This is a genomic window from Microbacterium sp. PF5, from assembly GCF_004794315.1.
Classification (GTDB): domain Bacteria; phylum Actinomycetota; class Actinomycetes; order Actinomycetales; family Microbacteriaceae; genus Microbacterium; species Microbacterium sufflavum.
In genome coordinates, this window is sequence record NZ_SSDQ01000063.1 from 1 (window position 1) to 25779 (window position 25779).

Consider the following 25779-nt stretch of genomic DNA (forward strand, 5'->3'; position numbering starts at 1 on the left):
ACGCCGCCCGCGGCCGAGTCGTCAGAGGGTGCCGCGCCGGGCTGGCGTCCCGCCGATGGCCCGCCCGCGGCGAGCGACCGCGCCGGTGCGGCGGCCGGGCCGCGGATGTCACGTCGGTTCCTGCTGACGATCGGTGCCGTGCTGGGTGTGCTGGTGCTGGTCGGCACCGGCTTCGGCGTCGTGAGCCTGCTGCAGGGTCCGCGCATCTCGGAGGTGCAGGTCGACGCGGCCCAGGCGATCGAATCGTCCGGCAGTCGCCTGATCCTCACCGCGAACCAGCCCCTCGCCGCGGTCGAGGCGGACCAGGTGTCGGTCGAGCCGGCTGTGCCGTTCACGGTCGACGCGGCCGGCCGCGGGATCGGGGTGCGCTTCACGGTGCCGCTCGACGACGACACGACGTACACCGTGACGGTGTCCGATGCCGTCGGTGCGAGCGGTGGTCCGTCCGCCGAGCTCACGACGAGCTTCACCACGCCCGCTTCGACGATGTTCCTGCTGCGGCGCGACGTCGACGGCGACGACACGATCTTCCGCACCGACCTCAGCGGCGAGAAGGCGGTGCCGGTGTTCTCGCATCCGCGGATCAACGACTTCCGCGCCACCTCCACGCGCCTCGTGGCCTCGGTCGAGGAAGACGACGGCTCGCACCTGCTGGTGATGGACCGCGACGGTGAGGACCAGCGCGAGCTGACGCTGCCCGGCGACGGCTATGTCCGAGAGATCCAGGTCTCCGAGCGCGGCAACCTCGTCGGCTACAGCTACTCCGACCGCGAGCTCGGCGACAGCGAGGGCCGCGCGAGCGTGCTCGTGACCCAGTCGCTGAGCGGCGACGACGAGCCGCAGATCATCGAGGTCGCAGGGGAGGAGGCGAGCGTCTTCGTGTGGCAGTTCGTGCCGGACAGCGCCGCCGTGCTCTTCATCGACTTCGACGGCGCGCTCGCCCTCGTCGACCGTTCCGCCGACACGGGAGTGCAGTCGCTCGGGCTCGCCACCACCATTCAGGGCATCTCGCGCGGCACCTACACCGCGATCGTGGAGCGTCTCGACGGCACCGTGGTCGAGCTGAACCTCACCGACGGCTCGGAGCAGCCGCTCGCGGCCTCGACGCCCGACTACGGCACGGCCACGACGATCACGCCGTTCCCCGGCGGCACGCTGCGGCACGTGGTGTCGCGCGACGACTCGGGACTGCCGATCGGGCAGGCGGTGGTCCGCGTGGACGACGACGGGGTCGCAGAACCCCTGGTCGAGGTGGGGTCGAGCGACGCCATCCTCCAGGCGTGCGCGTCGCCGAGCGGGCAGTACGCGGCCGTCGTGGTCGCCCCCGACATGGCGAACAACCCCTACGACGGCATGCTGCTGCCGCTTCCGGGGCGGCTGGAGACCCACCTGATCGACCTGGACTCCGGGAAGGAGCTCGTGGCCCTCACCGGCTTCGACGCCTCCTGGTGCCAGACGGCGCCGCGGTTCTGACGTGTCGGCCGTTCCGCTGCGACGCGTGACCCGCGACGACGTGATGCGCTCCGCCGTCGAGGTGGCGCCCACCCTGCTCGGCGCGGAACTGCGCACCGTGGTGATCGAGGGCGGTGTGCCGGTGGAGGTCCGCGTGCGCGTCACCGAGGTCGAGGCGTATCACGGGCAGGGCACGGGCGACCGCGTCGACCCCGGCTCGCACGCGCGCATGGGTCGCACCGCCCGCAACGCCACGATGTGGGGCGAGCCGGGCCACCTGTACGTCTACCTGAGCCACGGGATCCACTCGTGCGTGAACGTGGCGTGCGGTCCGGAGGGGCAGGGCGACGGGGTGCTGCTGCGCGCCGGAGAGGTGGTGGCCGGTGAGGACGCTGCGGCCGTCCGCCGCGGTGCCCCGCTCCCGCTGGGGCGCACGGCCCGACGCGACCTCGCCAGGGGGCCGGGGCGACTGGGCCAGGCGGTCGGCCTGCGCCACGCGCTGCACGACGGGATCGACGCGGTCACGGGCGCGGAGCACAACGGCGCCCGCGCGGAGCTGTGGCTCGGCGCGCCGGTCGCGGATGTGTCGCAGGGGCCGAGGGTCGGGGTCGCGGGGGTCGCGGGGACGGACGCCTTCCCGTGGCGGTTCTGGATCCCGGGCGACCCGACCGTGTCGGCGTTTCGGTGGGGGCGCGGTGCCGCCGAGGCCGCGGCACTGGGGACGACCCTGCCCGTGCTAGACTGACTCTTTGTCTGCGCACGCTCCTGTGCGTAGTTCGCATGCTTCCCCTTCCGCGGCCGAGAGATCGGCGGGTCGAGGTTGCGTGCAGACAAGGGATCTTGGGTGGGGCCGTCCGGCCTCACGGTAATGAAGGAGTCATCATCATGGCAGCAGTGTGCCAGGTGACCGGAGCTGTTCCCGGCTTCGGTCACAACGTCTCGCACTCGCACCGCCGGACGAAGCGCCGCTTCGACCCGAACGTGCAGAAGAAGACCTATTTCGTGCCCTCGCTCGGTCGTAAGATCACGCTCAACGTGTCCGCCAAGGGCATCAAGGTGATCGACGCGCGCGGCATCGAGAACGTCGTCAAGGACCTCCAGGCGAAGGGTGTGAAGCTCTAATGGCCAAGAAGGCTCAGGACGTCCGTCCGATCATCAAGCTGCGTTCCACGGCGGGTACGGGTTACACGTACGTGACCAAGAAGAACCGCCGCAACACCCCCGACCGCCTCGTGCTGAAGAAGTACGACCCGGTCATCCGTCAGCACGTCGAATTCCGAGAGGAGCGTTGATCCATGGCTAAGAAGAGCAAGATCGCGCGCAACGAGCAGCGCAAGGTCATCGTCGAGCGCTACGCCGAGCGTCGTGCCGAGCTGAAGAAGACCCTGGTCGACCCGAACGCCACCGACGAGGCCCGCGAGGCCGCTCGCGTCGGCCTGCAGAAGCTGCCGCGCAACGCGTCGCCGGCTCGCGTGCGTTCGCGCGACGTCATCGACGGCCGCCCCCGCGGTGTCCTCACGAAGTTCGGCATCTCGCGTGTCCGCTTCCGTGACATGGCACACCGTGGCGAGCTGCCCGGCGTGACCAAGTCGAGCTGGTAAGTCTCCGCCGTCGAAAGGGGCGAGGATCTTCGGATCCTCGCCCCTTTCGCGTGCCCCCGCGTCTCCGCGGTTCGCGGCCCGGGTGAGCGCCGACGCGCTCCGGTGATCGCGAGAGTGCCGCGAGATCGGGGCAGGCCGGCAGGGGTGGGTGGCGCTCGCGGACGCCGATCCCGTGATCGTCGGCGCCGTCCCGCGCGAGGGCATGAGCCTCCCGAATTCTGTGACACGTGTGACCAAAGTGGCGCGACACGCCGGGTAATTGGTCAAAACCCGCGAAATGACGCGGAAATCCGGGTGGTGGTTGGTACATTCAAGGCGGTCACTCGACCAACGGGAGGCACCCGCCTCTCGCACCCACAACGATGCGACGGTCCTTCGTCGCTGGAGGATGACATGGCTGACAAGTCCATCACCAAGACCGAGCTCGTCGCGAGCATCGCTTCCGCCACCGGCCAGAGCCAGGCCACCGTCTCCGGTGTCCTCGACTCGCTGTTCGCCACGGTCTCCGACGCTGTCGCCAAGGGCAGCAAGGTCTCGATCCCGGGCTGGATCTCCTTCGAGCAGGTCGACACCGCTGCTCGCACGGGCCGCAACCCGCAGACCGGCGCCGAGATCAAGATCCCCGCTGGCAAGCGCGTCAAGGTGACCGCCGGCTCCAAGCTCAAGGCTGCCGTCAAGTAAGACCGCACCCGTTCGAAGGCCGCTCCCGATCCGGGAGCGGCCTTCGTGCTTTCCCCCCGTCCAGCGCGCCTAGGCTGGAGGGGTGAGTTCCCGCACCGAGACGCCGAGCACGACGTCGGCGTATCGCGTCGCCGGCGTCGTCATCCTGCTGGCGGCGGGTCTCGTCGCCCTCGTGTGGGCGCTGCTCATCGGCGGCGGTGCCAAGCCGCCCCTGCTGCAGGACCCGGGGCCCGTGGTGCTGTGGGGCACACCGATCGCCAAGCTCGTGATGAACATCTCGGGCGCCCTCATGCTCGGGTCGCTCGTGCTCGCTCTGTTCGCACTCCGCGCGGGCGAGCGGTCGTTCGACAGGGCCCTGAACATCGCGTCGATCGGTGCCGCGGTGTTCACGGTCTCGGCCGGTCTCGCCGGCTTCCTCGCCTTCATGGCGGCGTTCAACCCGAAGCTCAGCATCGAGCGGGAGTTCGGTGCACAGCTCGGACGGTTCCTGCTGGAGCTGCCGCTCGGACAGTCGTGGCTCATCACCACGATCCTCGGCGCCGTGATCACGGTGCTCGCGTTCGCCTGGCGGTCCTGGACGCCCACCCTGATCACGGCCCTGCTCGCCGCGGTGTCGTTCCTGCCGCTGGCGACCCAGGGCCATGCGGGCGACCTCGACGGCCACAACATGGCGGTCAACTCGATCCTGCTGCACACCATCGGGGCCGCGGTGTGGCTGGGCGGCCTGCTGCTGCTGGTGCTGCTGCGCGGAGAGTCCGGCATCGACCGCGCCCGCCTGGTGTCGCGCTACTCCTCGCTCGCCATCGCGGCCTTCGCGGTCGTGGCGCTCTCCGGCTTCACCCGGTCGATCGTCGCGGTGGGGTCCTGGGAGGCGGTGTGGTCGACGCCCTACGGCACGATCGTGATCGCGAAGGCCGTGCTGCTGGTCGGGATGGGCCTGCTCGGCGCCTGGTACCGCGCCCGACTCATCCCGAAGCTCGACGGTGACCGCGCCAACCGCTGGTTCTGGCTGCTGGTGCTGGGCGAGGTCGCGCTGATGGGGCTCGCCTCGGGCGCAGCGGCGGCCCTCGCGCGCACCCCTCCGCCCACGGGCGAGACCGCCGCGTTCGCGCAGACCCCGGCGCAGATCCTCACCGGCTCCCTGCTTCCCCCCGAGCTCACCCTGGCGCGGTGGTTCACGGCGTGGGACATCGACGTGCTGTGGCTGGTGGCTGCCGGGTTCGGGCTCTTCCTCTACCTCGCGGGCGTGCGGCGGCTGCGGCTGCGCGGCGACCGCTGGCCGATCCACCGCACCGTCTTCTGGGTGCTCGGCATGCTGATGCTGGTGTGGGTGACGGGCGGGCCCATCAACGCGTATCAGGAGTACCTGTTCAGCGTGCACATGCTCGGGCACATGATGCTCTCGATGGCGATCCCGCTGCTGCTCGTCTCGGGTGCACCGATCACCCTGGCGTTGCGCGCGATCCACAAGCGCGACGACGGCACCCGCGGCGGCCGCGAGTGGATCATGTGGGCCGTGCACTCGCCGTTCGCGCGCGTGGTGACCCACCCGTTCGTCGCGGCCGCGATCTTCATCGTCTCGCTGTGGGCGTTCTACTTCACCGACCTGGTGCGCTGGTCGATGTACGAGCACCTCGGGCACGAGTGGATGGTCATCCACTTCCTGATCTCGGGCTACCTGTTCGTGATGAGCCTGATCGGCGCCGACCCCGTGCCGTACCGGCTGCCGTACCCCGGCCGGCTCATCACCCTCATCGCCGTGATGGCCATGCACGCGTTCTTCGGCATGGCGATCATGATGCAGGAAGGGCTGATGGTCGCCGACTGGTTCGGCGCGATGGGCCGCGACTGGGGCGCCGATCCCATGACCGATCAGTACGTGGGCGGCGGCATCGCCTGGTCGATCGGAGAGATCCCGACGCTGATCCTCGCCATCACGGTCGCGATCCAGTGGAGCCGCAGCGACACCAAGCTGCAGAAGCGTCGCGACCGGCACGCCGACCGCACGGGGGACGCCGAGCTGGAGGAGTACAACGCGCGCCTCGCCGAGCTCGCGGCGCGGGACCAGCGCGCGGCGGAGCGCCAGGCCCAGCGCGACCGGCGCTGATCCCCGGCGTCAGTCCTCGGCGGGCTCGTCGGGAGAGCCGACCCTGATCGACGCGGAGCCGTCGGGGAGGATCGCGATGGTGCCGTTCACGCGGAACGGCACGTCTTCCGACACCGGCTCGACCGAGCCGTCGAACAGCGACTGGATCTCGACCTCGACGTGGGCCACCGCATCGGCCGGCGGGATCTGCCACTGACCGTCCTCGGCGGGGACGACCGCGATCTGGGGCTGACTCGTGATCGACCAGGTGGGCGGTGCGGAGATGCGGTTCGTCACGCGCAGGCCGAACGGGCACGCGGTGGGCTGCAGCACCTCCTGGGTCGTGCACTGCGTGAGGAACTCCTCGACGCGCTGCTGCACCACCGACACGAACTCGGGAGTCGGCTCGGTCTGCACGTCGAGCGGCGTGACGGCGAGCGGCTTGTCGGCGAGCACTCCGTGGCCGGACGACGTCGAGATCGCGGTGTCGACCGTGACGGAGTAGACGCCGGGGGTGAACACGAGCAGCGGCAGGGGGTCGAGCGGCTGGGCCTCGGCCCCCGCGACGGACACCTGCCGACGATCGACCTCGAACCCGTTCACGGCGAAGCGGTCGGAGCCGCGCACGGTGAGCTGGACCACCGCGAGAGGGCTCGTCGTGAACCGCCAGGCGGGGGTGACGCCGGCCCAGCCGTCCTGCTGCACCTGGAAGGTCGTGGTGCCGTGATGGCCACCGGCCGTATAGCCGACGGTGACGGCAGTGCCCTCGCCGGAGGGCCGTTCGGACTTCACCTCGATGTCGGTGAGGGGGCCGAGCGCGGAGCGCCGCAGCATCGCCTCCGAGGCGCGGGGGTCGATGCCGGCCTTCTCGAGCGTCTCGCGGTCGATGGCGACACCGGGCACCCGGAGCGCATCGGCCGCGCGGCCGGACGCGAGCAGGTCGAGGTAGCGGACCACGAACGCCGAGGGGCCGTAGAACTGCTGGTAGAGGGTCGCGCCGCCCGCCCCGATCGCGGCGAACAGCATCACGCCGACGACGGCGAGCATGGTCAGATCCACGCCCAGGCGCGCACGCCGGGGCGTGCTCCTCCCGGCCCGCTCCATGGCGTCAGTCTAGGAGGGAGTCCTGGGGGGACGCCGAGCGTCGGCGCCCCGCGACTCCCGGCGCGACGTAGCATGGGTGGGCGCCCCCGTCCGCCCCTGCAGCCCTGAGAGAACCGTGTCCCTTCCCGCCCTGTCCGAGGAGCAGCAGGAGCTGTTCCGCCTCATCGAGGACACCGGGGAGCACGTGTTCATCACCGGCCGCGCCGGCACCGGCAAGTCGACGCTCCTGCAGCACTTCGCCTGGAACACGAAGAAGCAGATCGCGATCTGCGCGCCCACCGGCGTCGCCGCGCTGAACGTCGAGGGGCAGACGATCCACTCGCTGTTCCGGCTCCCGATCGGGCTGATCGGCGACGCGGACATCGACCAGAACGATGCCACCCGGCGCATCCTGAATGCGATCGAGACCCTCGTGATCGATGAGATCTCGATGGTCAACGCCGACCTCATGGACGCGATCGACCGCTCGCTGCGGCAGGCCCGCGGACGCAGGGGCGAACCGTTCGGCGGTGTGCAGGTGGTGATGTTCGGCGACCCGTACCAGCTCGCGCCCGTCCCGCCGCGCGGCGACGAGGCCCGCTACGTGAAGGACCACTACCGCTCCTTCTGGTTCTTCGACGCGAAGGTGTGGTCGGGCGGCTCCGGGCTCTCCGACCAGGAGGGCCTGTTCCAGGTCGACACCAGGGCCGAGCTGCACGTGCGGGAGCTGGTGCAGATCCACCGGCAGTCCGACGACGGGTTCAAGGCGATGCTCAACGCCGTGCGCTACGGCCGGGTGACCGCGGAGATCGCCGGGGTGCTGAACGCGCAGGGTGCCCGCACGCCGCCCGACCCCGAGCCGGGCGAGGTGCCGATGATCACCCTCGCGACGCGCAACGACATCGTGAACGGCATCAACGGCCGTCACCTCGCCGCCCTCCCCGGCAAGGAGCAGACCGCGCGCGCCGAGATCAACGGCGACTTCGGACGCGGCGAGGCTGCCCTGCCTGCCGAGTCGGAGCTCAAGCTCAAGGTCGGCGCGCAGGTGATGTTCCTCCGCAACGACACCGCCATGTCGGGCGAGCCGCCGCGCTGGGTCAATGGCACCATCGGCACCGTCACCCGCATTCTCGGCGGGGCCGTGCGGGTGGAGATCGACGGCGAGGAGGTGGAGGTCGAGCCGGCCGTGTGGGAACGGTTCCGCTACGCCTACGACCCGAACACGAAGAAGCTGTCCCGCGACGTGGTGGCGGAGTTCACGCAGTTCCCGCTGCGGCTCGCGTGGGCCGTGACGATCCACAAGTCGCAGGGCAAGACCTATGACCGCGCGATCATCGACCTCGGCTCCGGGGCGTTCGCGCCGGGGCAGACCTATGTGGCGCTGAGCCGTCTGACCTCGCTCGACGGGCTGTACCTGTCGCGACCGTTGCGGCCGAGCGACATCCGGGTCGACGAGGACGTGCGGCGCTTCATGCGCGACGCGTGGCTGGCGGCGTCGACGCCGGAGCTTCCCACGGGCTGAACCGCGGTGGACGCCCTTCGTCTCGCGGGCGCTCGCTCAGGGACCGGTGAGGGCGCTCAGGCGGCGGCGCGGGCGCGGTCGAGGTCTTCGAACAGCTCCGTGTTGAACCGGTAGGCGAGCAGCACCTCGTCGATCACGCGCTCGCGCTCCGCCTCGTCCCACGGGGCGGCGTCGAGCTGTTCGCGGTACACGTCCTTGAAGGCGGACGGGTCGGCGATGTCGTCGAACAGGTAGAAGCCGACGCCGTTGGTCTCGAAGCCGAAGCGGCGGGACATGACGCGGCCGATGAAGATGCCGCCGGAGAGGTCGCCGAGGTAGCGCGTGTAGTGGTGGGCGACGAAGCCCCCGGCCCAGGTCGCGCCCACCTGGCGGATGCGCTCCACGTAGCGCTGCGTGGTGGGCAGCGGCGTGATCCGGTCGCGCCAGTCCGCGCCGAGCAGGAACTCGAGGTCGGCCTCGAGCGCGGGGAGGCGGGTGAGCTTGTCGCTGAGGAACACGGAGGCGACGGGGTCGGTGCGCATGCGGTCGCCCGCGCTCTCGAGCGCCTCGTAGATGAAGTAGTGCTGCGCGACGAGCGCGATGTAGTCCTCGCGGGAGCCCTCGCCCTTGAGCAGGTCGGACATGAAGCCGGCCGTCTCGCTGCGCGAGTGCGACCCGGAGGAGCGCTCGCGGAGGGCGGCGGAGAAGGAGAGGATCTCGGGCATGGCCCCAGTGTAAGGGCAGCCTAACCTTGGACGGAAGTCCGGGTCGGTGCGGAGTCAGTCGTGCGGCCGCGGCTCGACGCCCAGGCGCGCGCACGCCGCGTCGTACAGCGCCACGACCTCGCGTCGCACCTCGGGGCGCTCCGTGATCGGGCCGCCGGGCCACGGCACGCGCAGCGTCGAGGTGGAGCCGCCGCGCGTGACCTCCCACACGCCGGCCTCGCCGTCGAAGCCGGTCATGACGGACGCCGTCGGCTCCTGGTCGGCGGGCTCGGCGAAGGCGCGGGCGATCAGCAGGTTGTCGTCGGTGTGGTCGCCGTTCATGTGGCGGAGCACGGCGGCGATCACGTCGGGAGCGAAGTCGTGGGGCACCCTCACACCCTACGGGCCGCGATCGGCGCGGTCCCGCGAGGCGGACTTCCAGCATCCTCGCTCTAGACTCGGGAGATACGTCCTCGGGGGTTCCTTCACATGCAGCTTCTCTCGTCGCGCCGGTGGCGCGCCGCAGCGGCCACGGCCGTCGTGCTCGGGCTCGTCCTCACCGGTTGTTCGTCCGAGGACTCCTTCAGCTACACGCCGCCCGACCAGGTCGACGCCTCCCTGCCCGACGACACCGTCGCGGCGATGCAGACCGCGGTCGACAACGCGCTCACCGCGTCGGGTGCGTCCGGAGCCATCGTCGGCGTCTGGGTGCCGTGGAGCGGCAGCTGGGTCGCGGCGGCCGGCACGCAGGACAAGGAGGGCGGAGCCGAGCTGACGACGGACATGTCGTTCCGCATCGCCGACGTCACGCGCCTCATGACGTGCGACGTGCTGTACGCGCTCGCCGACGAGGGCACCGTGGAGCTCGACGCGAAGGTGCCCACCTACGTCTCCGGCGTCGCGGACATGACCGACGTGACCCTGCTCGACCTCTGCAACGGCACGAGCGGCGCCGGGTCGTCCGAGGAGACCGCCAAGGCCGCCTGGATCAACACCCCCGAGCGCGTGTGGGCTCCGCTCGAGCTCGCCGGCTACGGCCTCGGCCGCGCCAGGGTGGCCCCGCACACGACCTTCCGCGACTCCGACGCGGGCTACCTGCTGCTCGGCCTCGCGCTCGAGCGCGCCACCGGCATGACCGCGCGCGAGCTCATCGCGGAGTACGTCACCGAGCCCCTCGGCCTCACGCAGACCGAGCTGCCCACGCCGCAGGCCGCCCCGCCGGTGCCCGAGCCCGCCATGAACGGCCACTACATGTCGGCTGTCGAGGGCGGCTTCAACTGCGCGGCCCCGGTCGACATCACCACCCTCTCGTCGAGCTCCGGCTTCACCGACTCCGGCGTCGTGTCGACCATCACCGACCTCGGCCGCTACGCCCAGGCGGAGGCCGCGCAGGCGCTGCGCACGAAGGAAGAGCCCGCGCGCTTCGGCTCGCCGCTGCCCGTGTCCGACACCGCCGCGTCGTGGTTCCAGGCCACCGGCGGTGCCTACCTCGTCGGCTCGATGGTCGGCCAGCACGGCTGGACCCCCGGCTATGCGACCGCCGCCTACTCCGACCCGGCCACCGGGTTCACGGTCGCCGTGGTGCTGAACGACTCCACCGCCGGGGCGCTGTTCGCCCAGCAGCTGTCGTGGGAGCTCGCGGCCATCGCGTCGAAGGCCCCCGCCGCGTCCGGGCAGACCGCCCCCGACTTCGGGCTGCCGTTCACCGCGGAGCAGTACCACCAGGCCACCACGGACGCTGCGCTCCCGTGCGTCGCGCCCGCGGAGGAGTGAGCAGTGAGCACCGGCTGATCGGAAGGGGTCGTCGTGGCGATCGTCGACAACGCGATCTACGTGGACGGCGTCCGCACGGAGAACCCGCGGACCCTCAGCGAGACGTTCGAGCGCATGCGCGAGCGACGCGGCATGAGCTGGATCGGGCTGTACCGGCCGAGTCCGGAGGAGATCCGCGCCGTGGCCGACGAGTTCGCCCTCCACGAGCTCGTGGTGGAGGACGCGCTGTCCGGCCACCAGCGCTCCAAGCTCGAGCGCTACGGTGACGTGCTGTTCATGGTGCTGCGACCCGCCCGCTACCTCGACGACCTGGAGGAGGTCGAGTTCGGCGAGGTGCACGTGCTCGTCGGGCCGGACTTCGTGGTGACCATCCGCCACGCGGAGGCCCCGGATCTGGCGCGGGTGCGCCGCCGCCTCGAGGCCAACCCCGCGCTGCTCTCCCACGGGCCGGAGGCCGTGCTGTACGCGATCCTCGACGAGGTGGTCGACGAGTACGCCCCCGTGCTCGCCGGCCTCGAGAACGACATCGACGAGATCGAGAGCCAGCTGTTCGAGGAGGATGTGGACGCCACGCAGCGCATCTACGACCTGGGCCGCGAGGTGATCGACTTCCAGCGCGCCACCCAGCCGCTCGTCGGCATGCTCGAGGCGCTCCTGCGCGGTTCCGACAAGTACCGGGTGAGCGAGGAGCTGCAGCGGTACCTGCGCGACGTGCTCGACCACACCTTGCGCGTGAGCGACAGGGCGACCACGTTCCGCACCGTGCTCGACAACGCGCTCACGGTCGAGTCGACCATCGTCGCGCGCCGCCAGAACGAGGAGATGCGGCGCATGACCGAGCTCAGCATCCGGCAGAACGAAGAGGTGAAGAAGATCTCCGGCTGGGCGGCGATCCTGTTCGCCCCGACCCTGGTCGGCACGATCTACGGCATGAACTTCGACCACATGCCCGAGCTGCACTGGCTGCTCGGCTATCCGATGGCGCTCGCGCTCATGGTCGCGATGGGCCTCGGACTCTACGCGGCGTTCAAGAACAAGGGATGGCTCTGACGCCGTGGGATGATCGCAGGATGGAACTCGTGGCGGGAATCGACTCCTCGACCCAGTCCTGCAAGGTCGTCATCGCCGACGCCCTCTCCGGTCGGGTGATCCGCGAGGGGCGTGCACCGCACCCGCCGGGCACCGAGGTCGACCCGGAGGAGTGGTGGCGGGCGCTGCAGGCCGCGATCGCCGCGGCGGGCGGGTTCGACGACGTGCGGGCCTGGGCGATCAGCGGACAGCAGCACGGCATGGTCGCGCTCGACGGCCGGGGACGGGTCGTGCGACCGGCCCTGCTGTGGAACGACCTGCGCTCGGCAGACGCGGCGGCCGCCCTGATCGCGGAGCACGGCGCCGCCGCCCTCGCCGAGCGCACGGGCCTGGTGCCCGTGCCGTCGTTCACGCTCACCAAGGTGCGGTGGCTGCGCGAGCACGAGCCGGAGCACGCCGCGCACGTGCGAGCGGTCGCCCTGCCCCACGACTGGCTCACCTGGCGGTTGCGCGGCTTCGGACCGGACGCGCCGCGCGGAGCCGATCTCGACGAGCTGGTCACCGACCGCTCCGAGGCCTCGGGCACCGGCTACTGGACCGACGCGGGCTACGACCGCGAGCTCTTCGCCGCCGCGCTCGGCCACGACGCGATCCTGCCTCGCGTGCTCGCGCACGACGCGGCCGTGACCGATGCGGACGGGCGCCGGGTCGGTCCCGGGTCGGGCGACAACGCCGGTGCGGCGCTGGGGCTCGGCGCGGCCGTGGGCGACGTGGTGGTGTCGATCGGCACGAGCGGCACGGTGTTCGCCACGAGTGCCCACCGCACGATCGACCCGTCGGGCATGGTCGCGGGCTTCGCCGACGCGGCCGGGGGCCACCTGCCTCTCGTCGCGACCGTGAACGCGGCGCGCGTGCTCGACACGCTGGCCACGCTGCTCGCGGTGGACCACGAGGAGCTCGGGCGGCTCGCGCTCGCCGCCGACCCGGGTGCCGGGGGACTGGTGCTGGAGCCGTACTTCGAGGGGGAGCGCACGCCGAACCTGCCCGACGCCACGGGCACCCTGTTCGGCATGACCCTCGCGGTCACCACGCGCGAGAACCTCGCGCGTTCCGCGTTCGAGGGCGTGCTGGGCGGCCTGCGCTACGGCCTCGACGCGATCCGCGCGCTCGGGGTGCCGACGGCGCGGGGCATCCTGATCGGCGGCGGCGCCCGGTCGGCGGCGGTCAGGGAGATCGCGCCGCTCATCCTCGACATCCCGATGACGGCACCGCCCGCGGGTGAGTTCGTCGCCTGGGGCATGGCACGTCAGGCCGCCCGCACGCTCGGGCACGAGCTGCCGCCCGCGGCCTGACCCGCGCGGCTCAGGCCTCAGCGGCGGGCCGCAGCAGGTCGGACCACGCCGCGGTGCCGTCGAACACGAGGTCGGTGCCGACCACGGCCCAGTCGGCGCCGGCCGCGGACAAGGCCTCCGCGTGCTCACGGCGCACGCCGCCGTCCACGCCGAGGGGTCGTGCGGGCGCGGCATCGCGGAGGGCCGAGAGCTTCGCCAGCACCCGCTCGTCGAACGTGCTCCCGGCCTGCCCCGGCACGATCGACATGCACAGCACGGGCAGGTCGAGCGGCACGGCCGTCGCGGGCGTCTGCGGGGAGACGGCGAGCCCGGCGCGCACGCCCCGGCGTTCGATCCGCGCGACCGCATCCTTCCAGTCGGCGCTCTCGACGTGCACGATCACGAGGTCGCAGAAGTCGGCCCACGCGTCGACCTCGCGCGCGGAGCGGTGCGCCATCACGTGCGCCTCGGCCGTCATGCCCGTCTGCGCGGCCAGCGCGGCGGCGTCGTCCGGAGTGAAGCCCCCGGCCGCGGCGAACCGCCCGTCGGTGGTGTCCCAGTGCAGCCGGCCCAGGCCCGCGTCGCGCAGTCGCAGTGCGGTGTCGAGGCGGTCGTCCGGGGCCACGGACCACAGCGACCCGGCGATCCGCATCACTCGTCGTCCGCCAGCACGGCCTGGGCGAGGGCGTGGTCGGTGAACAGTTCGCTGATCAGTCCCACCCGCGACACGGTGCGGATCGCGTCGGCCTTCGCGGCTCCTCCCGCGACGGCGACCACGCGCGGCACCTTCTGGAGCTGCTCGTACGAGATGTTGATGCAGCGGTCCTGGAACTCCGTGTCGACGGGGGTCCCGTCGCTGCGGATGAGGATGCCGGCGATGTCGGCGACGCACCCCTTGCTGAGCGCGTTGGCGAGGTCGTCGATGGGCAGCACGTCGCGCACCTGCGACACGGGCGGGTCCCATGCTCCGACCGACAGCAGCGCCGTGGTGACGGAGGGGAACAGGTCGATCGCCGAGCGGATGTCGGGGTGCCGGCGCAGGCTCATCGCGGTCTCGCGGTCGTCCACGATGAGCGGCGAGAAGATCGGGTACACCGCGCCTCCCGCGCGACGCGAGGTCTGTCGCACCACCTCGATCGGGGAGGAGGCGAGGTCGCCCGCCACGACACCGGTGAGCTGCACGATCGACAGGCGCGGCAGGTGCGCGAACTGGCTCGCGGTGGCGGTGAGCGTGCGGCCCCAGGTGACGCCGAGCACCTCGTCCTCCTGCAGCGTCTCGCTGAGCGCGCGGGCGGCGGCGGCGCCGATCTGGCGGCGCACGTCATCGTCGTCTCCGTGCGAGCGCACGACGAGGCAGCGCTCCAGGCCGAGCTTGTCCTGCAGGCGCTGGCTCAGCTCCACGTCGGGGAGACCCCAGTCGTGGATCTCGATCGTGACGATGCCCTCCTCCTTGGCGCGGCTGAGCAGGCGGGCGACCTTGAAGCGCGAGATGCCGAGGGCGTCGGAGATGTCGACGCGGGAGCGGTCCTCCAGGTAGTGCGCCCGGGCGACGGCCGCCATGAGGGCGCGATCCTGATCCACGCTCTTCGTCGCATCGCTCATTTGAGCGTTGAAATCACGAAACTGTGACATATGTGACGGCTGCCTTTCCTCCGGCTTGCGACGGTTCCTATGCTCAAACGTACATCCAAGCATCACAGATGAGCGCAGCATGTGCGAGGCGCGATCGAGGGAGAACGTGTTGAACGTCGATGACGACATCCTGGCGGTAGCGCGCGGGCGGCTCCAGGCCGAGGCCGAGGCCGTGCGCGCACTGATCGACACGATCGACGGCACCCTGGTCACCGCGGCCTCGATGATCCTGTCCGCCACGGGCAAGCTGTTCATCGGCGGCTCTGGGACCTCCGGCACGGTCGCCCGGCGCATGGCGCACATCCTGTCCGTCACCGGTACGCCGTCGCTGCCGTTCTCCCCGATGGACGGGCTGCACGGGGCCTCCGGCGCCATCACCGCCGACGACCTCGTGCTGCTGATCTCCAACGGCGGCGCCTCCGACGAGGTCGTGCAGCTCGCCCGCATCGCCCGCGGCCGCGGCGCCCGCGTGATCGCCCTCACCCGCAGCCACGACACCCCCCTCGCGCGGCTCGCCGACCACAGCGTCGCCGTGGCCGTGCAGCCCTCGGCCGACATCGGCGGCATCGTGGCCACCGGCATCACGATCGCGCAGTCCGCGTGGGGCGACGCGCTCGCCGAGGTGCTCATGCGCGGTCGCGGCTACACGTGGGCGGAGTTCATGACCACGCACCCCGCGGGCGCCGTCGGACGCCTCGAAGACCTCCCCGCCGACCCCTCCCGCCTCACCGTCCCCCCGTTCGAGGAGGTCGCGCGATGATCGACGTGGTCGCCGGAGTCGACAGCTCCACCCAGTCGTGCACGGTCGAGCTGCGCGACGCCGCCACCGGGGCGCTCGTCGCCACCGGGCGCGCCCCCCACCCCGTGACCCACCCGCCCGTCAGCGAGCAGGACCCCGAGGCGTGGTGGGCGGCCCTGGTCGCCGCGATGGCCGAGGCCCGCCGCGGCGCCGACGTGCGGATCGTCGCGGTCGGCGTCGGTGCGCAGTGCCACGGCCTCGTCGTGTCGGATGCCGACGGACGCGTCCTGCGCCCCGCGCGACTGTGGAACGACACCACCTCCGCCCCGCAGGCCGCGGCGCTGCTCGCGCGTCACCCCGCCGCCTGGTGGGCGCAGCAGATCGGGATCGTGCCGTCGGCGGCCATCACCGTGTCGAAGCTCGCGCTGCTGGCCGAGACCGAGCCGGAGACCCTCGCCCGCGCGCGTCACCTCTCCGTGCCGCACGACTGGCTCACGTACCGCCTCACCGGGCGCCGCGTGACCGACCGCTCCGACGCCTCGGGCACCGGCTACTACTCCGCCGCGACGGGACGCTGGCGCACCGACATCCTCGACGAGGCGGTGGGCGAGCGCGACTGGGCGCCGCTGCTGCCCGAGGTGCTCGGACCCGACGAGGCCGCCGGGCGCATCCTCCCCGCCGCGGCCGACGCGCTCGGCATCGACCGCGACGCGCAGATCAGCGCGGGTGGCGGCGACCAGCACCTCGCCGCCCAGGGCATCGGGCTCGGCGAGGGCGACGTGGCGTACAGCCTCGGCACCTCGGGCGTCGTGTTCGCGACCACGCCCGACCCGGTCGCCGACGTGACCGGGGCCGTCGACGGTGTCGCCAACGTGACCGGCGGCTACCTGCCGCTCGTCTGCACGCTCAACGCCACCAAGGTGACCGACACGATCGCGCGGCTGCTCGGCGTCGACCACCGCGAGCTCACCGACCTCGCCCTCGCCGCCCCGCTCGACCCTGAGCGACCCGTGCTGGCCGCCTACCTCGACGGGGAGCGCTCGCCCCGGCTCCCGTCCGCCCGGGGCATGCTCGCCGGACTCACCACCGCGACCGGACGCGAGCAGCTCGCCCTCGCCGCGTTCGAGGGCGTCGCGCTCGGACTCGTCCGCGGGGAGCGGGCCCTCGCGGCGCTCGGCATCCCCACCACGGGCCTCACCATCGCGATCGGCGGCGGCGCCCGCTCGCTCGCCTACCGGCAGGTGATCGCCGACCTCACGCAGCGGCCCGTGCACACCGTGGACGCGCCGGAGGGCACCGCGCGCGGCGCCGCGATCCAGGCCGCCGCCGTGCACCGCGGCGAGACGGTCGCCGCCGTGACCGCGGCCTGGCGCCCCGCCACCACCTCGGTGACCGAGCCCGCCGCCGACCGCAGCGACGTGTGGGACCGCTACCTGCACCTCGCCGACCTGCAGGCCGAGCCGGCCGCGGCCCACCCGCTTTCCCCCGAGAGAGAGGACACTCATGTCTGAGATCCCGTCCACGATGACCGCCAGCGTGCTGCGGGGGGTGAAGGACCTGGTGCTCGAGGAGCGCCCCGTCCCCACGCCCGCCGCGGACGAGGTGCTCGTGGAGGTCGCGAGCGTCGGCGTCTGCGGATCCGACGTGCACTACTACGAGCACGGACGCATCGGACCCTACGTCGTCGAGAGCCCGCTGATCCTCGGCCACGAGGTGAGCGGCCGGATCGTCGCGGTCGGCGCCGACGTCGACCCCGCCCGCGTCGGGCAGCGCGTCGCCATCGAGCCGCAGCGCCCGTGCCGCCGGTGCGACTTCTGCCGCGCCGGCGACTACAACCTCTGCCCGCAGATGGAGTTCTACGCCACCCCGCCGATCGACGGCGCCTTCTGCGACTACGTGCTGATCCAGGACGACTTCGCCTACGAGGTGCCCGACGCCATCAGCGACAACGCCGCCGCGCTCATGGAGCCGCTGTCGGTGGGCATCGCCGCCGCGCAGAAGGGCGGCATCAAGGTGGGCGACACCGTGCTGATCGCCGGCGGCGGCCCCATCGGCATCATCGCCGCGCAGGTCGCGAAGGCGTTCGGCGCAGTCGACGTCGTGGTCGCCGACATCAACCCGGCCCGCCGCGAGCTCGCCGCCTCCTACGGCGCCCGCGTGGTCGACCCCGCCGCGGAGTCCACCGTCGAACTGGCGGCGAACGTCTTCATCGACGCCTCGGGCGCCACCCCCGCGATCGTCAACGGCATCCGCTCCACCCGCGCGGGCGGCACCGTGGTGCTGGTGGGCAGCGCCGACGAGTTCCCGCTCTCGGTGCCCGAGGTCGCGATGCGCGAGCTCAACGTCACCGGCATCTTCCGCTACACCGGCACCTGGCCGATCGCCCGCGCCCTGCTCGAGTCCGGCCAGGTCGAGCTCGACTCGCTCGTCACCCACGTGTACGGCATCGAGCAGGTCGAGGAGGCGCTGTCGGGCGAGGGGTCGATCGACTCGCTCAAGCGCATCGTCCTGCCCCGCACCCGGCGCGTGGACGAGCCGTCGGTCAAGGCGGCGTCATGAGCGAGACGCTGCTGTCGGTCGAGGGGGTGTCGAAGTCGTTCCCCGGGGTGAAGGCCCTCGACGACGTCTCCTTCGACGTGCGCCCCGGCACCGTGCACGCCCTGTGCGGCGAGAACGGTGCCGGCAAGTCGACGCTCATGAAGATCATCAACGGCATCTACCAGCCCGACGCCGGGACGATCCGGGTGCGCGGCGAGGAGGTGCGGATCAAGAACCCCATCGACGCCCGCGCCCGCGGCATCGCGATGATCTCGCAGGAGCTCAACTACGTGCCGGGCATGACGATCGCGGAGAGCTTCTTCCTCGGCCGGCTGCCGATGAAGTACGGCAAGGTCGACTGGCGGTTCATCCGCAGCGAGGCCCGCCGCATCCTCGCCGAGGAGGGCCTGGACTTCTCGATCAACCGACGCCTGGGCACCCTCACCGTGTCGGAGATCCAGACCCTGGAGATCCTGCGCGCGGTCTACCACAGCGCCGACGTGCTGATCATGGACGAGCCGACCTCGGCCATCGCGCACAAGGAGGTCGAGTCGCTGTTCGCGAAGATCCGCGACCTGCGCGCCCAGGGCAAGTCGATCATCTACATCTCGCACAAGATGGACGAGGTCTTCGAGCTCGCCGACGACATCAGCGTGCTGCGCGACGGCACCGTCGTCAGCTCGCAGCCCGCCGCGGACATCACCTCCAGTCAGGTGATCGCGCAGATGGTGGGCCGCGACCTCGACCACCAGTCCTACCCCAAGGAGCGGGTCGAGATCGGCGACACCGTGTTCCGCGCCACCGGGCTCTCCGCCGCGCACATGTTCGAGGACATCGACCTGCACATCCGCGCGGGCGAGATCGTCGGGCTCGCGGGGCTCATCGGCGCCGGACGCAGCGAGGTCATCCGTGCGGTGTTCGGGCTCGACAAGCTCGACGCGGGCGAGATCGAGGTCGACACGAAGACCGTGAAGATCAAGAACCCCACGCACGCGATCAAGGCCGGCGTCGCGATGCTCTCGGAGGACCGCCGCCTGGTCGGCATCGTCCCGCAGCTGAGCATCATGAAGAACGCCACGCTGGCGAGCCTGCGCAAGGTCATCCGCGGTGGCTTCGCGCGGCGCCGCGAGGAGGAGAAGCTCGTCACCGAGTACTTCCAGAAGATGAACGTCAAGGCGCCCAGCCTGCAGACGCGCATCGCGAACCTCAGCGGCGGCAACCAGCAGAAGGTGCTCCTCGCCCGCTGGCTGATCGCCGACCCGAAGGTGCTGCTGCTCGACGAGCCCACCCGCGGCATCGACGTCGGCGCCAAGTTCGAGATCTACAAGATCATGACCGAGCTCGCCCGCCAGGGCCGCGGCATCCTCATGATCTCCTCCGAGCTGCCCGAGCTCATCGGGATGTGCGACCGCATCTACGTGATGTCGGCCGGACGCCTCACCGCGGAGCTGACGCCCGATCAGTTCTCGCAGGAAACCATCCTCACCTACGCCATGAATGAAATCGAGGTGGCATGACAATGCTCCAGAACCTGAAGAGACTCGAGGTGAACCGCTTCTCGATCTACATCATCCTGCTGGTGGTGATCGTCGCGGCGAGCTTCCTGAGCCCGAACTTCCTGAGCTCCGACAACATCTTCAACGTGCTCCGCCAGGTCGCCGTGATCACGATCCTCGCGTTCGGCGCGATGACGCTCATCATCGGCGGCATGATCGACCTGTCGGCCGGTGCCGTCATGGCGTTCGCGGGCGTCGTGTCGGTGCTGGTCTACAAGTCGACGGGCAACCTGCTGCTCGCGATCCTCGCCGGCATCCTCATCGGCATGCTCTGCAACCTCGTCAACGCGTTCCTCGTGGCGACGCTGAAGACCCCCGCGTTCATCGTGACCCTCGGCATGATGCTGATGGCGCGCGGCGCGGTGCTCGAGCTCACGCAGGGGCAGAACGTGCTGCAGCTGGGCGACTTCATCCTCATCGGCCAGGGCAACCTCGGCTGGCTGCCCATCCCGGTGCTGGTGCTCATCGGCGTCACCATCGTGATCTGGTACCTGATGAACCAGACCCGCTACGGCCGCTCCGTCTACGCGGTCGGCGGCAACGAGGAGGCGGCTCGCGCTGCCGGCATCTCGGTCGAGCGGGTGAAGTACCAGGCGTTCCTCGTCAACGGCGCCCTGGTCGGCATCGCGGGCGTGATCTTCATGTCGCGCGTCAACGCCGGGCTCCCCAACGCGGGCGTCGGCTACGAGCTGCAGGCCATCACCGCCCCGATCATCGGCGGCACCAGCTTCTCGGGCGGCGTCGGCACGGTCATGGGCACCCTCGCGGGCGCGCTGATCGTCGGCATCCTCGGCAACATCATGAACCTCATCGGGATCGGCTCGTACATCCAGCAGATCGTGATGGGCGCCATCATCGTCGTCGCCGTCGCCTACGACGTCTTCAGCAAGCGCGGCAAGGCGAAGACCACCATCCTCAAGTCCGACGCGAAGGGCGACCCCTTCCCCGTCGGAGCCTCCTCGTCCGCATCCGATCCGGGAGGCGGCAGGACCTCGTCCTGACCCCTCCGTCCATCGCTTCACCCACCCACAGAAAACAGGAGAAGACAATGAAGAGTCTTACCCGCAGGATCATCGCGCTCGGCGCCGCTGCCGCCGCGGCGATCAGCCTCGCCGGCTGCGCCGTCACCACCGGGAACCCGGCCGGGAACGGCGGCGGAGGCGCCTCCGAGGACAAGGACGAGTACCGCGTCGCGTACATCGCCCGCGCCCAGGCCGACTCGTTCGCCGCGTGGCTCGCGAACGAGATGAAGCAGGAAGCCGGCAACTACGACGACATCACTCTCGAGGTGTTCGACGGCCAGGCCGACGACGAGATCGAGAACAAGATGATCGAGAACGCGATCGCCAACCGGTTCGACGCGATCATCATCCAGGCGAACAACGCCGACGCGCAGCTGCCGTACATCCAGCAGTCCATCGACGCGGGCATCGTGACCATCACCACGAACCCGCGCGTCGAGGGCCTGAGCGGCGGCAACTCGGTCGACGCCGATCCGTACAAGCAGGGCGCCGTGGTCGCCGAGCTCGCGGTCGAGCAGATCCCCGACGGCGCCAACGTCGTGGTGCTGAACGGCCCGGCGGGCAACTTCCACAGCACGGCCCGCCGTGACGCGTGGCAGAAGGAGTTCTTCGAGAAGCGCACCGACGTGAACATCGTCGCGGAGGACATCGCGAACTGGAACAAGGACGAGGCCATGACCCTCATGGAGGACTGGTCGCTCGCGAACCCGCAGATCGACGCGATCATCTCGATGAACGACAACATGGCGTCGGGCGCGCTCGAGGCCGTGAAGGGCAAGAGCGGCTTCGACGGCATCCTCGCGTTCGGCGTGGACGGCACCCCCGAGGCCACGCTGCTCATCGAGGCGGGGACCATGACGGCGACCTCGCTGCAGAACGCCCGCGAGCTGGCGCAGCTGAACCTCAAGGCCGTGCACGACCTGCTCACGGGCGCCGAGGACGAGGTCAACGTCGACATCGGCAACCCGCTGATCACGAAGGACAACGTGCAGGAGTACATCGACCTGTACAAGGAGGCCGGTCTGCTGGACCAGTGACACCGCGTCGGGGGAGCGGGCGACCGCCCGTTCCCCCGGCCCGTGCCCCCGCCCGTCCCCTCCCCGAAAGACCCCGATGCGCGCACTGACCGCCGCCGACGCTCCCGTCCGGGTGCGCGAGCTCTCCCGCGACGCACGTCCGTTCCTGCTCGGCGTCGTCGGGCCGCCCGGCGCCGGCAAGTCCACGCTCGCCGCCGCCCTGGGGCAGCCGGTGCTGCCGATGGACGGGTTCCACCTCGCCAACGAGCACCTCGACCGTCTCGGACTGCGCGACCGCAAGGGCGCCCCGGAGACCTTCGACGTGCACGGCTTCGCCGCCCTGCTCACCCGACTCCGCGCGGGCGAGGCCGTGCTCGCCCCGCGCTTCGACCGCGACCTCGACGCCGCGGTCGCCGGCGCCCTCCCGCTCTCCGCCTCCGACCGCGTGATCGTGGTGGAGGGCAACTACCTGCTGCACGACGCGGGCGGCTAGGAGCGCGTGCGCCCGCTGCTCGACGAGGTCTGGTACCTCGACGTGCCCGACGGACTGCGCGTGCGCCGCCTCGTCGCCCGTCACGAGGCCCACGGCCGCTCCCACGACGACGCCGTCGCCTGGGCGACCCACGTCGACGGCCCCAACGCCGACCTCATCCGCGCGACCCGCCACCGGGCCGACGCGATCCTCACCCCGACCGAAGGAGACGACGCATGAGCGTCATGGACACATTCGCCCTCACCGACCGCACCGCCCTCGTCACCGGCGCCACGCGCGGCCTCGGACGGGAGTTCGCCCGCGCGCTCGCCGAGGCCGGAGCCGACGTGGTCGTGCACGGCCGCGACGAAGCGGCGGCACGCGAGACCGCGGCGGAGATCGAGGCCGTGGGGCGCCGGGCCTGGGTGGTGCTGGGCGACCTGACCGACCGTGCGTCGGTCGACCGCATCGCCGCCGAGGCCATCGACGCCGCGGGCGGACGCCTCGACATCCTCATCAACAACGCCGGGGCGTGCATCCACCGTCCGGCGCTCGAGGTGACCGACGACGAGTGGTCGCACGTGATCGACACGAACCTCACGGCCCTGTGGTGGATGTCACAGACCGTCGGCGCGCACATGGTCGCCCGCGGCTCCGGGTCGATCGTGAACGTGGGCTCGATCTCGGCGCAGATCGTGAACCGTCCGCAGTTCCAGCCGGCGTACAACGCCTCCAAGGCCGCGGTGCACCACCTCACCAAGTCGCTCGCGGCCGAGTGGGCCCCGTCCGGCGTGCGGGTCAACGCCGTCGCGCCCGGATACATCAAGACCGACATGTCGCCGGTGGACGAGCCGCGCTTCCGCCGCTTCTGGATCGAGGACTCGGCTCAGCAGCGCTACGCCACGCCCAGTGAGGTCAGCCCGTCCGTCGTGTTCCTCGCCTCCGACGCGGCGAGCTTCATGTCGGGCGCCGTGCTCGTGGTCGACGGCGGCTACACGCTGTTCTGATCGCGGCGCACACGCGAACGCCCGCTCCCGGGGGAGGAGAGCGGGCGTTCGTGCGTGCGGGGTCAGTCCTCGCCGTCGGCCTCGGGCATGCCGGGGCCGGGGCCCGGGCGCACTTCGGCGTCGTCGCGGATGTCGACGCGCGTGGTGCCGTCGTGCTCGCTCACGTCGATGCGGGGGGCGGCGTCGGCCTCGGTCGCGTCGGGAGCCGAGGTGAGCTGGTCGTGCCGGTTCTCCTCGAAGCTCTCGCGGTCGTCGCCGGTGCGGTCGTGGTCAGGCGTGCTCATGATGCTCCTTCTGGTCGTCGGTCGTCGAACGGGAACGCGTCCAGCGTGCCACGGCGTACAGCACCCCGCCCACCGCGAGCAGGATCGCGCCGAACAGCCACACCTGCGCACGCTGCTGGGTGAGCAGCAGGATGCACGACCCGACGCCCAGCACCGGCACGAAGGTCCACACGCGGAAGTGGTCGTGCTCCACGCGGTCGCGCCGCAGCACCAGCACCGACACGTTCACGCTGAGGAACACGACGAGCAGCAGCAGCACCACGGTCTCGGCCAGAGTGGCCAGGTCGCCGACGAGCGTGAGGCCCATCGCGACGAGGGTCGTGGTGAGGATCGCGACCCACGGGGTCTTCCGCTTCGGCAGCACGCGTCCGAGCACGGACGGCAACAGGTTCTGCTCGGCCATGCCGTACGTGAGGCGGCTGACCATGATCATGGTCAACAGGGCGCCGTTGGCCACGGCGATGAGGGCGATGAGGCTGAACAGCCACGACGGCACGTTCACCCCGGTCGCCTCCACCACGGCGAGCAGCGGGCCGCTGGACTCCTGCAGTTCGGACGACGGGAGGGCGATCGCGCTCGCGAGCCCCACGAGCACGTACACGACGCCGGCGGTGATCAGGGCGGCGAAGAGCGCCCGCGGGTACGTGCGGCGCGGGTCCTTCACCTCTTCGATCATGTTCGCCGAGGTCTCGAACCCGACGAACGAGTAGTACGCGATCACGGCTCCGGAGAGCACGGCGATCGCCACGTTCGACCCCTGGGGCGCGGCCATCGCGCGCGACACGTCGCCACCGCCGCCGCCCACGAAGATCGCGACGACGACGATCACGATCACCAGACCGCTGAGCTCGATCGCGGTCATCACGAGGTTCGCGCCCATCGACTCGCGGATCCCCCGGGCGTTCAGCAGGCCGACGAGCGCGAGGAAGGCGATCGCGACGGGGATGGTCGGCAGGTCGACGAAGGTGCTGAGGTAATCACCGGCGAAGGCGATAGCCAGCCCGGCGGCACTGGTCACCCCGGCCGCGAGCATGCTGAAGCCCACCAGGAACGACACCAGCGGGCTGTGGAAGGCGCGCTCCGCGAACACCGCGGCCCCGCCCGCGCGCGGGTATTTCGTGACGAGCTCGGCGTAGGAGCCCGCCGTGAGCAGCGCCAGCAGCAGCGCCAGCACCAGGGGTGCCCACAGCAGGCCGCCGACCTTGCCCGACAGCACGCCCATGAGCGCGTAGATGCCCGCGCCCAGCACGTCGCCGAGGATGAAGGCGTAGAGCAGGGGGCCGGTGATGGCGCGCCGCAGCTTGGTGGGCGCCTCGGTCGCGGGCGCAGTCTGGGAGGTCATGCTCGCACGCTAGGGGGAGCGGACGGCCACGGGCGACGGGCTTGACAGGGGTGCGGAACATGCGCGAAGACCGCGGACGGGCACCGTCCTCGGGTGTGACAGCGCCCCGTCCAGCGTTTTCCCAGAAAAGACCGCGCGGCTCCGCCTCCCGGCCCACCGCGGCCGCTATCCTCAGTGCCGCAAGGCGGGTCGTCGGCTACGAATTGCCGAGCGGACGGGGTGGCCGCCTTCGGTTCCACAGAAAAGGGCACACTCATGACCGGTACACCGCGGAAGGCCATCGCCGAAGCGATCGCCACCTTCCTCTTCGTCCTCGCGATCATCGCGGCCGTCAACAGCGGCAGCCCGCTGACGCCGCTCGCGATCGGCTTCACCCTGATGGTGCTCGTGTACTCCACGGGCCACATCTCCGGCGCTCACCTGAACCCCGCCGTCTCGCTCGGCGTCTTCCTCCGCGGCGGCCTGAGCGTCGCCGACTTCATCGCCTACCTGATCGCCCAGTTCGTGGGTGGCGCGCTCGCCGCCCTCGCCGCGCTCGCCGTCTGGCCCGCGGGCGACAAGGCCATGGTGATCGAGGTCGGCCCGGCGTTCCTGGTCGAGGCGCTGTTCACGCTCATCCTCGTGTGGGTCGTGCTGAACTCCGCCACGTCGAAGGACACCGCGGGCAACTCGTTCTACGGCCTCGCGATCGGCGCCACCGTGTTCATCGGCGCCGCGACCGTCGGCTCCATCTCGGGCGGCGGCTTCAACCCCGCCGTGGCCCTCGGCCTCTCGGTCAGCGGCCACTTCGCGTGGAGCTCGCTGTGGCTCTACATCGTGGCCCCGGCCGTCGGCGCGATCATCGCCGCGGTCCTGTTCCGCGTGCTCAACACCGACGACGCGAAGAAGATCGCCGCCGCCGAGTGACACCGTGACACCGGAGCGCCGCAT

Annotated in this window: 28 protein-coding genes; 21 read left to right on the plus strand and 7 right to left on the minus strand. The window is 71.1% G+C overall.

Features of this window, described 5'->3' with window-relative positions; genetic code table 11:
* From DW297_RS04195 to DW297_RS04225, 7 genes are all read left to right on the plus strand, one after another.
* On the plus strand, window positions 1-1473 hold a 1473-nt coding region (locus DW297_RS04195; RefSeq protein WP_240744511.1), incomplete at its 5' end, for an Ig-like domain-containing protein.
* Between the two features lie 16 nt (window positions 1474-1489).
* A complete protein-coding gene (locus DW297_RS04200; protein ID WP_136029780.1) occupies window positions 1490-2197 on the plus strand; it encodes a DNA-3-methyladenine glycosylase in 708 nt (235 codons plus the stop codon).
* Window positions 2198-2337: 140 nt separating this feature from the next.
* The gene (gene rpmB / locus DW297_RS04205; RefSeq protein WP_025102729.1) at window positions 2338-2574 is read left to right on the plus strand and encodes a 50S ribosomal protein L28; all 237 of its coding nucleotides are present in this window, start codon (window positions 2338-2340) and stop codon (window positions 2572-2574) included.
* Window positions 2574-2744 carry a 50S ribosomal protein L33 gene (rpmG, locus tag DW297_RS04210; protein WP_017203558.1) on the plus strand — a complete coding sequence of 57 codons (171 nt, stop codon included), beginning with the start codon at window positions 2574-2576 and terminating at the stop codon, window positions 2742-2744. Before rpmB ends, rpmG begins: the two co-directional genes overlap by 1 nt.
* Before the next feature lie 3 nt (window positions 2745-2747).
* On the plus strand, window positions 2748-3053 hold the full coding sequence (gene rpsN / locus DW297_RS04215) for a 30S ribosomal protein S14 (RefSeq protein ID WP_017829734.1): 306 nt from the start codon (window positions 2748-2750) through the stop codon (window positions 3051-3053).
* A 393-nt stretch (window positions 3054-3446) separates the two neighbouring features.
* Entirely contained in the window at window positions 3447-3734 is a 288-nt protein-coding gene (locus DW297_RS04220) for an HU family DNA-binding protein (protein WP_017203554.1), read from the plus strand.
* Between the two features lie 82 nt (window positions 3735-3816).
* Window positions 3817-5841 carry a cytochrome c oxidase assembly protein gene (locus tag DW297_RS04225; protein WP_136029691.1) on the plus strand — a complete coding sequence of 675 codons (2025 nt, stop codon included), beginning with the start codon at window positions 3817-3819 and terminating at the stop codon, window positions 5839-5841.
* A 9-nt stretch (window positions 5842-5850) separates the two neighbouring features.
* On the opposite strand, the gene DW297_RS04230 is transcribed toward DW297_RS04225, so the two are convergent.
* Complete coding sequence (locus tag DW297_RS04230) at window positions 5851-6924, minus strand: hypothetical protein (protein ID WP_136029694.1); 1074 nt, start codon at window positions 6922-6924, stop codon at window positions 5851-5853.
* A gap of 115 nt (window positions 6925-7039) precedes the next feature.
* On the opposite strand from DW297_RS04230, the gene DW297_RS04235 reads away from it, so the two are divergent.
* Entirely contained in the window at window positions 7040-8425 is a 1386-nt protein-coding gene (locus DW297_RS04235; protein WP_136029696.1) for an ATP-dependent DNA helicase, read from the plus strand.
* A gap of 56 nt (window positions 8426-8481) precedes the next feature.
* On the opposite strand, the gene DW297_RS04240 is transcribed toward DW297_RS04235, so the two are convergent.
* Window positions 8482-9129: a biliverdin-producing heme oxygenase gene (locus DW297_RS04240; protein WP_240744512.1), complete on the minus strand. Its 648-nt coding sequence runs from the start codon at window positions 9127-9129 to the stop codon at window positions 8482-8484.
* Window positions 9130-9183: 54 nt separating this feature from the next.
* Complete coding sequence (locus DW297_RS19160; RefSeq protein ID WP_136044268.1) at window positions 9184-9498, minus strand: DUF2470 domain-containing protein; 315 nt, start codon at window positions 9496-9498, stop codon at window positions 9184-9186.
* A 99-nt stretch (window positions 9499-9597) separates the two neighbouring features.
* On the opposite strand from DW297_RS19160, the gene DW297_RS04245 reads away from it, so the two are divergent.
* Genes DW297_RS04245 through DW297_RS04255 form a run of 3 tightly spaced genes read left to right on the plus strand, consistent with a single transcriptional unit; the run spans window position 9598 to window position 13262 of the window.
* Window positions 9598-10881: a serine hydrolase domain-containing protein gene (locus tag DW297_RS04245; RefSeq protein WP_136029698.1), complete on the plus strand. Its 1284-nt coding sequence runs from the start codon at window positions 9598-9600 to the stop codon at window positions 10879-10881.
* Between the two features lie 33 nt (window positions 10882-10914).
* Window positions 10915-11931 (plus strand): magnesium/cobalt transporter CorA, encoded by a 1017-nt coding sequence (corA, locus tag DW297_RS04250; RefSeq protein WP_136029700.1) that lies wholly within the window; start codon window positions 10915-10917, stop codon window positions 11929-11931.
* 20 nt (window positions 11932-11951) lie between these two features.
* Window positions 11952-13262: an FGGY family carbohydrate kinase gene (locus DW297_RS04255; RefSeq protein ID WP_136029702.1), complete on the plus strand. Its 1311-nt coding sequence runs from the start codon at window positions 11952-11954 to the stop codon at window positions 13260-13262.
* A gap of 10 nt (window positions 13263-13272) precedes the next feature.
* On the opposite strand, the gene DW297_RS04260 is transcribed toward DW297_RS04255, so the two are convergent.
* Both DW297_RS04260 and DW297_RS04265 read right to left on the minus strand, forming a co-directional pair.
* Entirely contained in the window at window positions 13273-13893 is a 621-nt protein-coding gene (locus DW297_RS04260; RefSeq protein ID WP_136029704.1) for a hypothetical protein, read from the minus strand.
* Window positions 13893-14843 (minus strand): sugar-binding transcriptional regulator, encoded by a 951-nt coding sequence (locus DW297_RS04265; protein ID WP_168387142.1) that lies wholly within the window; start codon window positions 14841-14843, stop codon window positions 13893-13895. The genes DW297_RS04260 and DW297_RS04265 overlap by 1 nt, the downstream gene beginning before the upstream one ends.
* 136 nt (window positions 14844-14979) lie before the next feature.
* On the opposite strand from DW297_RS04265, the gene DW297_RS04270 reads away from it, so the two are divergent.
* The 9 genes from DW297_RS04270 (at window position 14980) to DW297_RS04305 (ending at window position 23223) form a co-directional block, all read left to right on the plus strand.
* A complete protein-coding gene (locus DW297_RS04270) occupies window positions 14980-15633 on the plus strand; it encodes an SIS domain-containing protein (protein ID WP_168442793.1) in 654 nt (217 codons plus the stop codon).
* A complete protein-coding gene (gene xylB / locus DW297_RS04275) occupies window positions 15630-17123 on the plus strand; it encodes a xylulokinase (protein ID WP_205828227.1) in 1494 nt (497 codons plus the stop codon). Before DW297_RS04270 ends, xylB begins: the two co-directional genes overlap by 4 nt.
* Window positions 17116-18171, plus strand: coding sequence for an NAD(P)-dependent alcohol dehydrogenase (locus tag DW297_RS04280; RefSeq protein ID WP_136029711.1), 1056 nt, complete (start codon window positions 17116-17118; stop codon window positions 18169-18171). The genes xylB and DW297_RS04280 overlap by 8 nt, the downstream gene beginning before the upstream one ends.
* Window positions 18168-19667: a sugar ABC transporter ATP-binding protein gene (locus DW297_RS04285; protein ID WP_136029713.1), complete on the plus strand. Its 1500-nt coding sequence runs from the start codon at window positions 18168-18170 to the stop codon at window positions 19665-19667. The genes DW297_RS04280 and DW297_RS04285 overlap by 4 nt, the downstream gene beginning before the upstream one ends.
* Window positions 19664-20707 carry an ABC transporter permease gene (locus tag DW297_RS04290; protein ID WP_240744513.1) on the plus strand — a complete coding sequence of 348 codons (1044 nt, stop codon included), beginning with the start codon at window positions 19664-19666 and terminating at the stop codon, window positions 20705-20707. The genes DW297_RS04285 and DW297_RS04290 overlap by 4 nt, the downstream gene beginning before the upstream one ends.
* Window positions 20708-20754: 47 nt before the next feature.
* On the plus strand, window positions 20755-21765 hold the full coding sequence (locus tag DW297_RS04295; RefSeq protein WP_136029715.1) for a sugar ABC transporter substrate-binding protein: 1011 nt from the start codon (window positions 20755-20757) through the stop codon (window positions 21763-21765).
* A gap of 76 nt (window positions 21766-21841) precedes the next feature.
* The gene (locus DW297_RS19165; protein ID WP_240744514.1) at window positions 21842-22237 is read left to right on the plus strand and encodes a hypothetical protein; all 396 of its coding nucleotides are present in this window, start codon (window positions 21842-21844) and stop codon (window positions 22235-22237) included.
* A gap of 6 nt (window positions 22238-22243) precedes the next feature.
* The gene (locus DW297_RS19170) at window positions 22244-22456 is read left to right on the plus strand and encodes a hypothetical protein (protein WP_240744515.1); all 213 of its coding nucleotides are present in this window, start codon (window positions 22244-22246) and stop codon (window positions 22454-22456) included.
* Window positions 22453-23223: an SDR family NAD(P)-dependent oxidoreductase gene (locus DW297_RS04305; RefSeq protein ID WP_136029717.1), complete on the plus strand. Its 771-nt coding sequence runs from the start codon at window positions 22453-22455 to the stop codon at window positions 23221-23223. Before DW297_RS19170 ends, DW297_RS04305 begins: the two co-directional genes overlap by 4 nt.
* Window positions 23224-23285: 62 nt before the next feature.
* Here the strand turns inward: DW297_RS04305 and DW297_RS04310 are convergent, their stop codons facing one another.
* Together DW297_RS04310 and DW297_RS04315 are read right to left on the minus strand one after the other, a co-directional pair.
* Entirely contained in the window at window positions 23286-23507 is a 222-nt protein-coding gene (locus DW297_RS04310) for a multidrug transporter (RefSeq protein WP_136029719.1), read from the minus strand.
* Window positions 23494-24849, minus strand: coding sequence for an APC family permease (locus DW297_RS04315; RefSeq protein ID WP_136029721.1), 1356 nt, complete (start codon window positions 24847-24849; stop codon window positions 23494-23496). Before DW297_RS04315 ends, DW297_RS04310 begins: the two co-directional genes overlap by 14 nt.
* A 255-nt stretch (window positions 24850-25104) precedes the next feature.
* Between DW297_RS04315 and DW297_RS04320 the strand changes: the two genes are divergently transcribed.
* The gene (locus DW297_RS04320) at window positions 25105-25755 is read left to right on the plus strand and encodes an MIP/aquaporin family protein (RefSeq protein ID WP_136029723.1); all 651 of its coding nucleotides are present in this window, start codon (window positions 25105-25107) and stop codon (window positions 25753-25755) included.
* The last annotated feature ends 24 nt before the right edge of the window (window positions 25756-25779 follow it).

Coding starts and splice junctions, on each gene's coding strand:
- rpmB (WP_025102729.1), top strand. CDS start 2,338: ATGGCAGCAGTGTGCCAGGTGACCGGAGCTGTTCCCGGCTTCGGTCAC.
- DW297_RS04260 (WP_136029704.1), bottom strand. CDS start 13,893: ATGCGGATCGCCGGGTCGCTGTGGTCCGTGGCCCCGGACGACCGCCTC.
- DW297_RS04240 (WP_240744512.1), bottom strand. CDS start 9,129: ATGCCCGAGATCCTCTCCTTCTCCGCCGCCCTCCGCGAGCGCTCCTCC.
- DW297_RS04230 (WP_136029694.1), bottom strand. CDS start 6,924: ATGGAGCGGGCCGGGAGGAGCACGCCCCGGCGTGCGCGCCTGGGCGTG.
- DW297_RS04220 (WP_017203554.1), top strand. CDS start 3,447: ATGGCTGACAAGTCCATCACCAAGACCGAGCTCGTCGCGAGCATCGCT.
- DW297_RS04315 (WP_136029721.1), bottom strand. CDS start 24,849: ATGACCTCCCAGACTGCGCCCGCGACCGAGGCGCCCACCAAGCTGCGG.
- DW297_RS19165 (WP_240744514.1), top strand. CDS start 21,842: ATGCGCGCACTGACCGCCGCCGACGCTCCCGTCCGGGTGCGCGAGCTC.
- DW297_RS04255 (WP_136029702.1), top strand. CDS start 11,952: ATGGAACTCGTGGCGGGAATCGACTCCTCGACCCAGTCCTGCAAGGTC.
- DW297_RS04290 (WP_240744513.1), top strand. CDS start 19,664: ATGACAATGCTCCAGAACCTGAAGAGACTCGAGGTGAACCGCTTCTCG.
- rpmG (WP_017203558.1), top strand. CDS start 2,574: ATGGCCAAGAAGGCTCAGGACGTCCGTCCGATCATCAAGCTGCGTTCC.
- DW297_RS04265 (WP_168387142.1), bottom strand. CDS start 14,843: ATGAGCGATGCGACGAAGAGCGTGGATCAGGATCGCGCCCTCATGGCG.
- DW297_RS04295 (WP_136029715.1), top strand. CDS start 20,755: ATGAAGAGTCTTACCCGCAGGATCATCGCGCTCGGCGCCGCTGCCGCC.
- DW297_RS04310 (WP_136029719.1), bottom strand. CDS start 23,507: ATGAGCACGCCTGACCACGACCGCACCGGCGACGACCGCGAGAGCTTC.
- DW297_RS04245 (WP_136029698.1), top strand. CDS start 9,598: ATGCAGCTTCTCTCGTCGCGCCGGTGGCGCGCCGCAGCGGCCACGGCC.
- xylB (WP_205828227.1), top strand. CDS start 15,630: ATGATCGACGTGGTCGCCGGAGTCGACAGCTCCACCCAGTCGTGCACG.
- DW297_RS04280 (WP_136029711.1), top strand. CDS start 17,116: ATGTCTGAGATCCCGTCCACGATGACCGCCAGCGTGCTGCGGGGGGTG.
- rpsN (WP_017829734.1), top strand. CDS start 2,748: ATGGCTAAGAAGAGCAAGATCGCGCGCAACGAGCAGCGCAAGGTCATC.
- DW297_RS04320 (WP_136029723.1), top strand. CDS start 25,105: ATGACCGGTACACCGCGGAAGGCCATCGCCGAAGCGATCGCCACCTTC.
- DW297_RS04305 (WP_136029717.1), top strand. CDS start 22,453: ATGAGCGTCATGGACACATTCGCCCTCACCGACCGCACCGCCCTCGTC.
- DW297_RS04285 (WP_136029713.1), top strand. CDS start 18,168: ATGAGCGAGACGCTGCTGTCGGTCGAGGGGGTGTCGAAGTCGTTCCCC.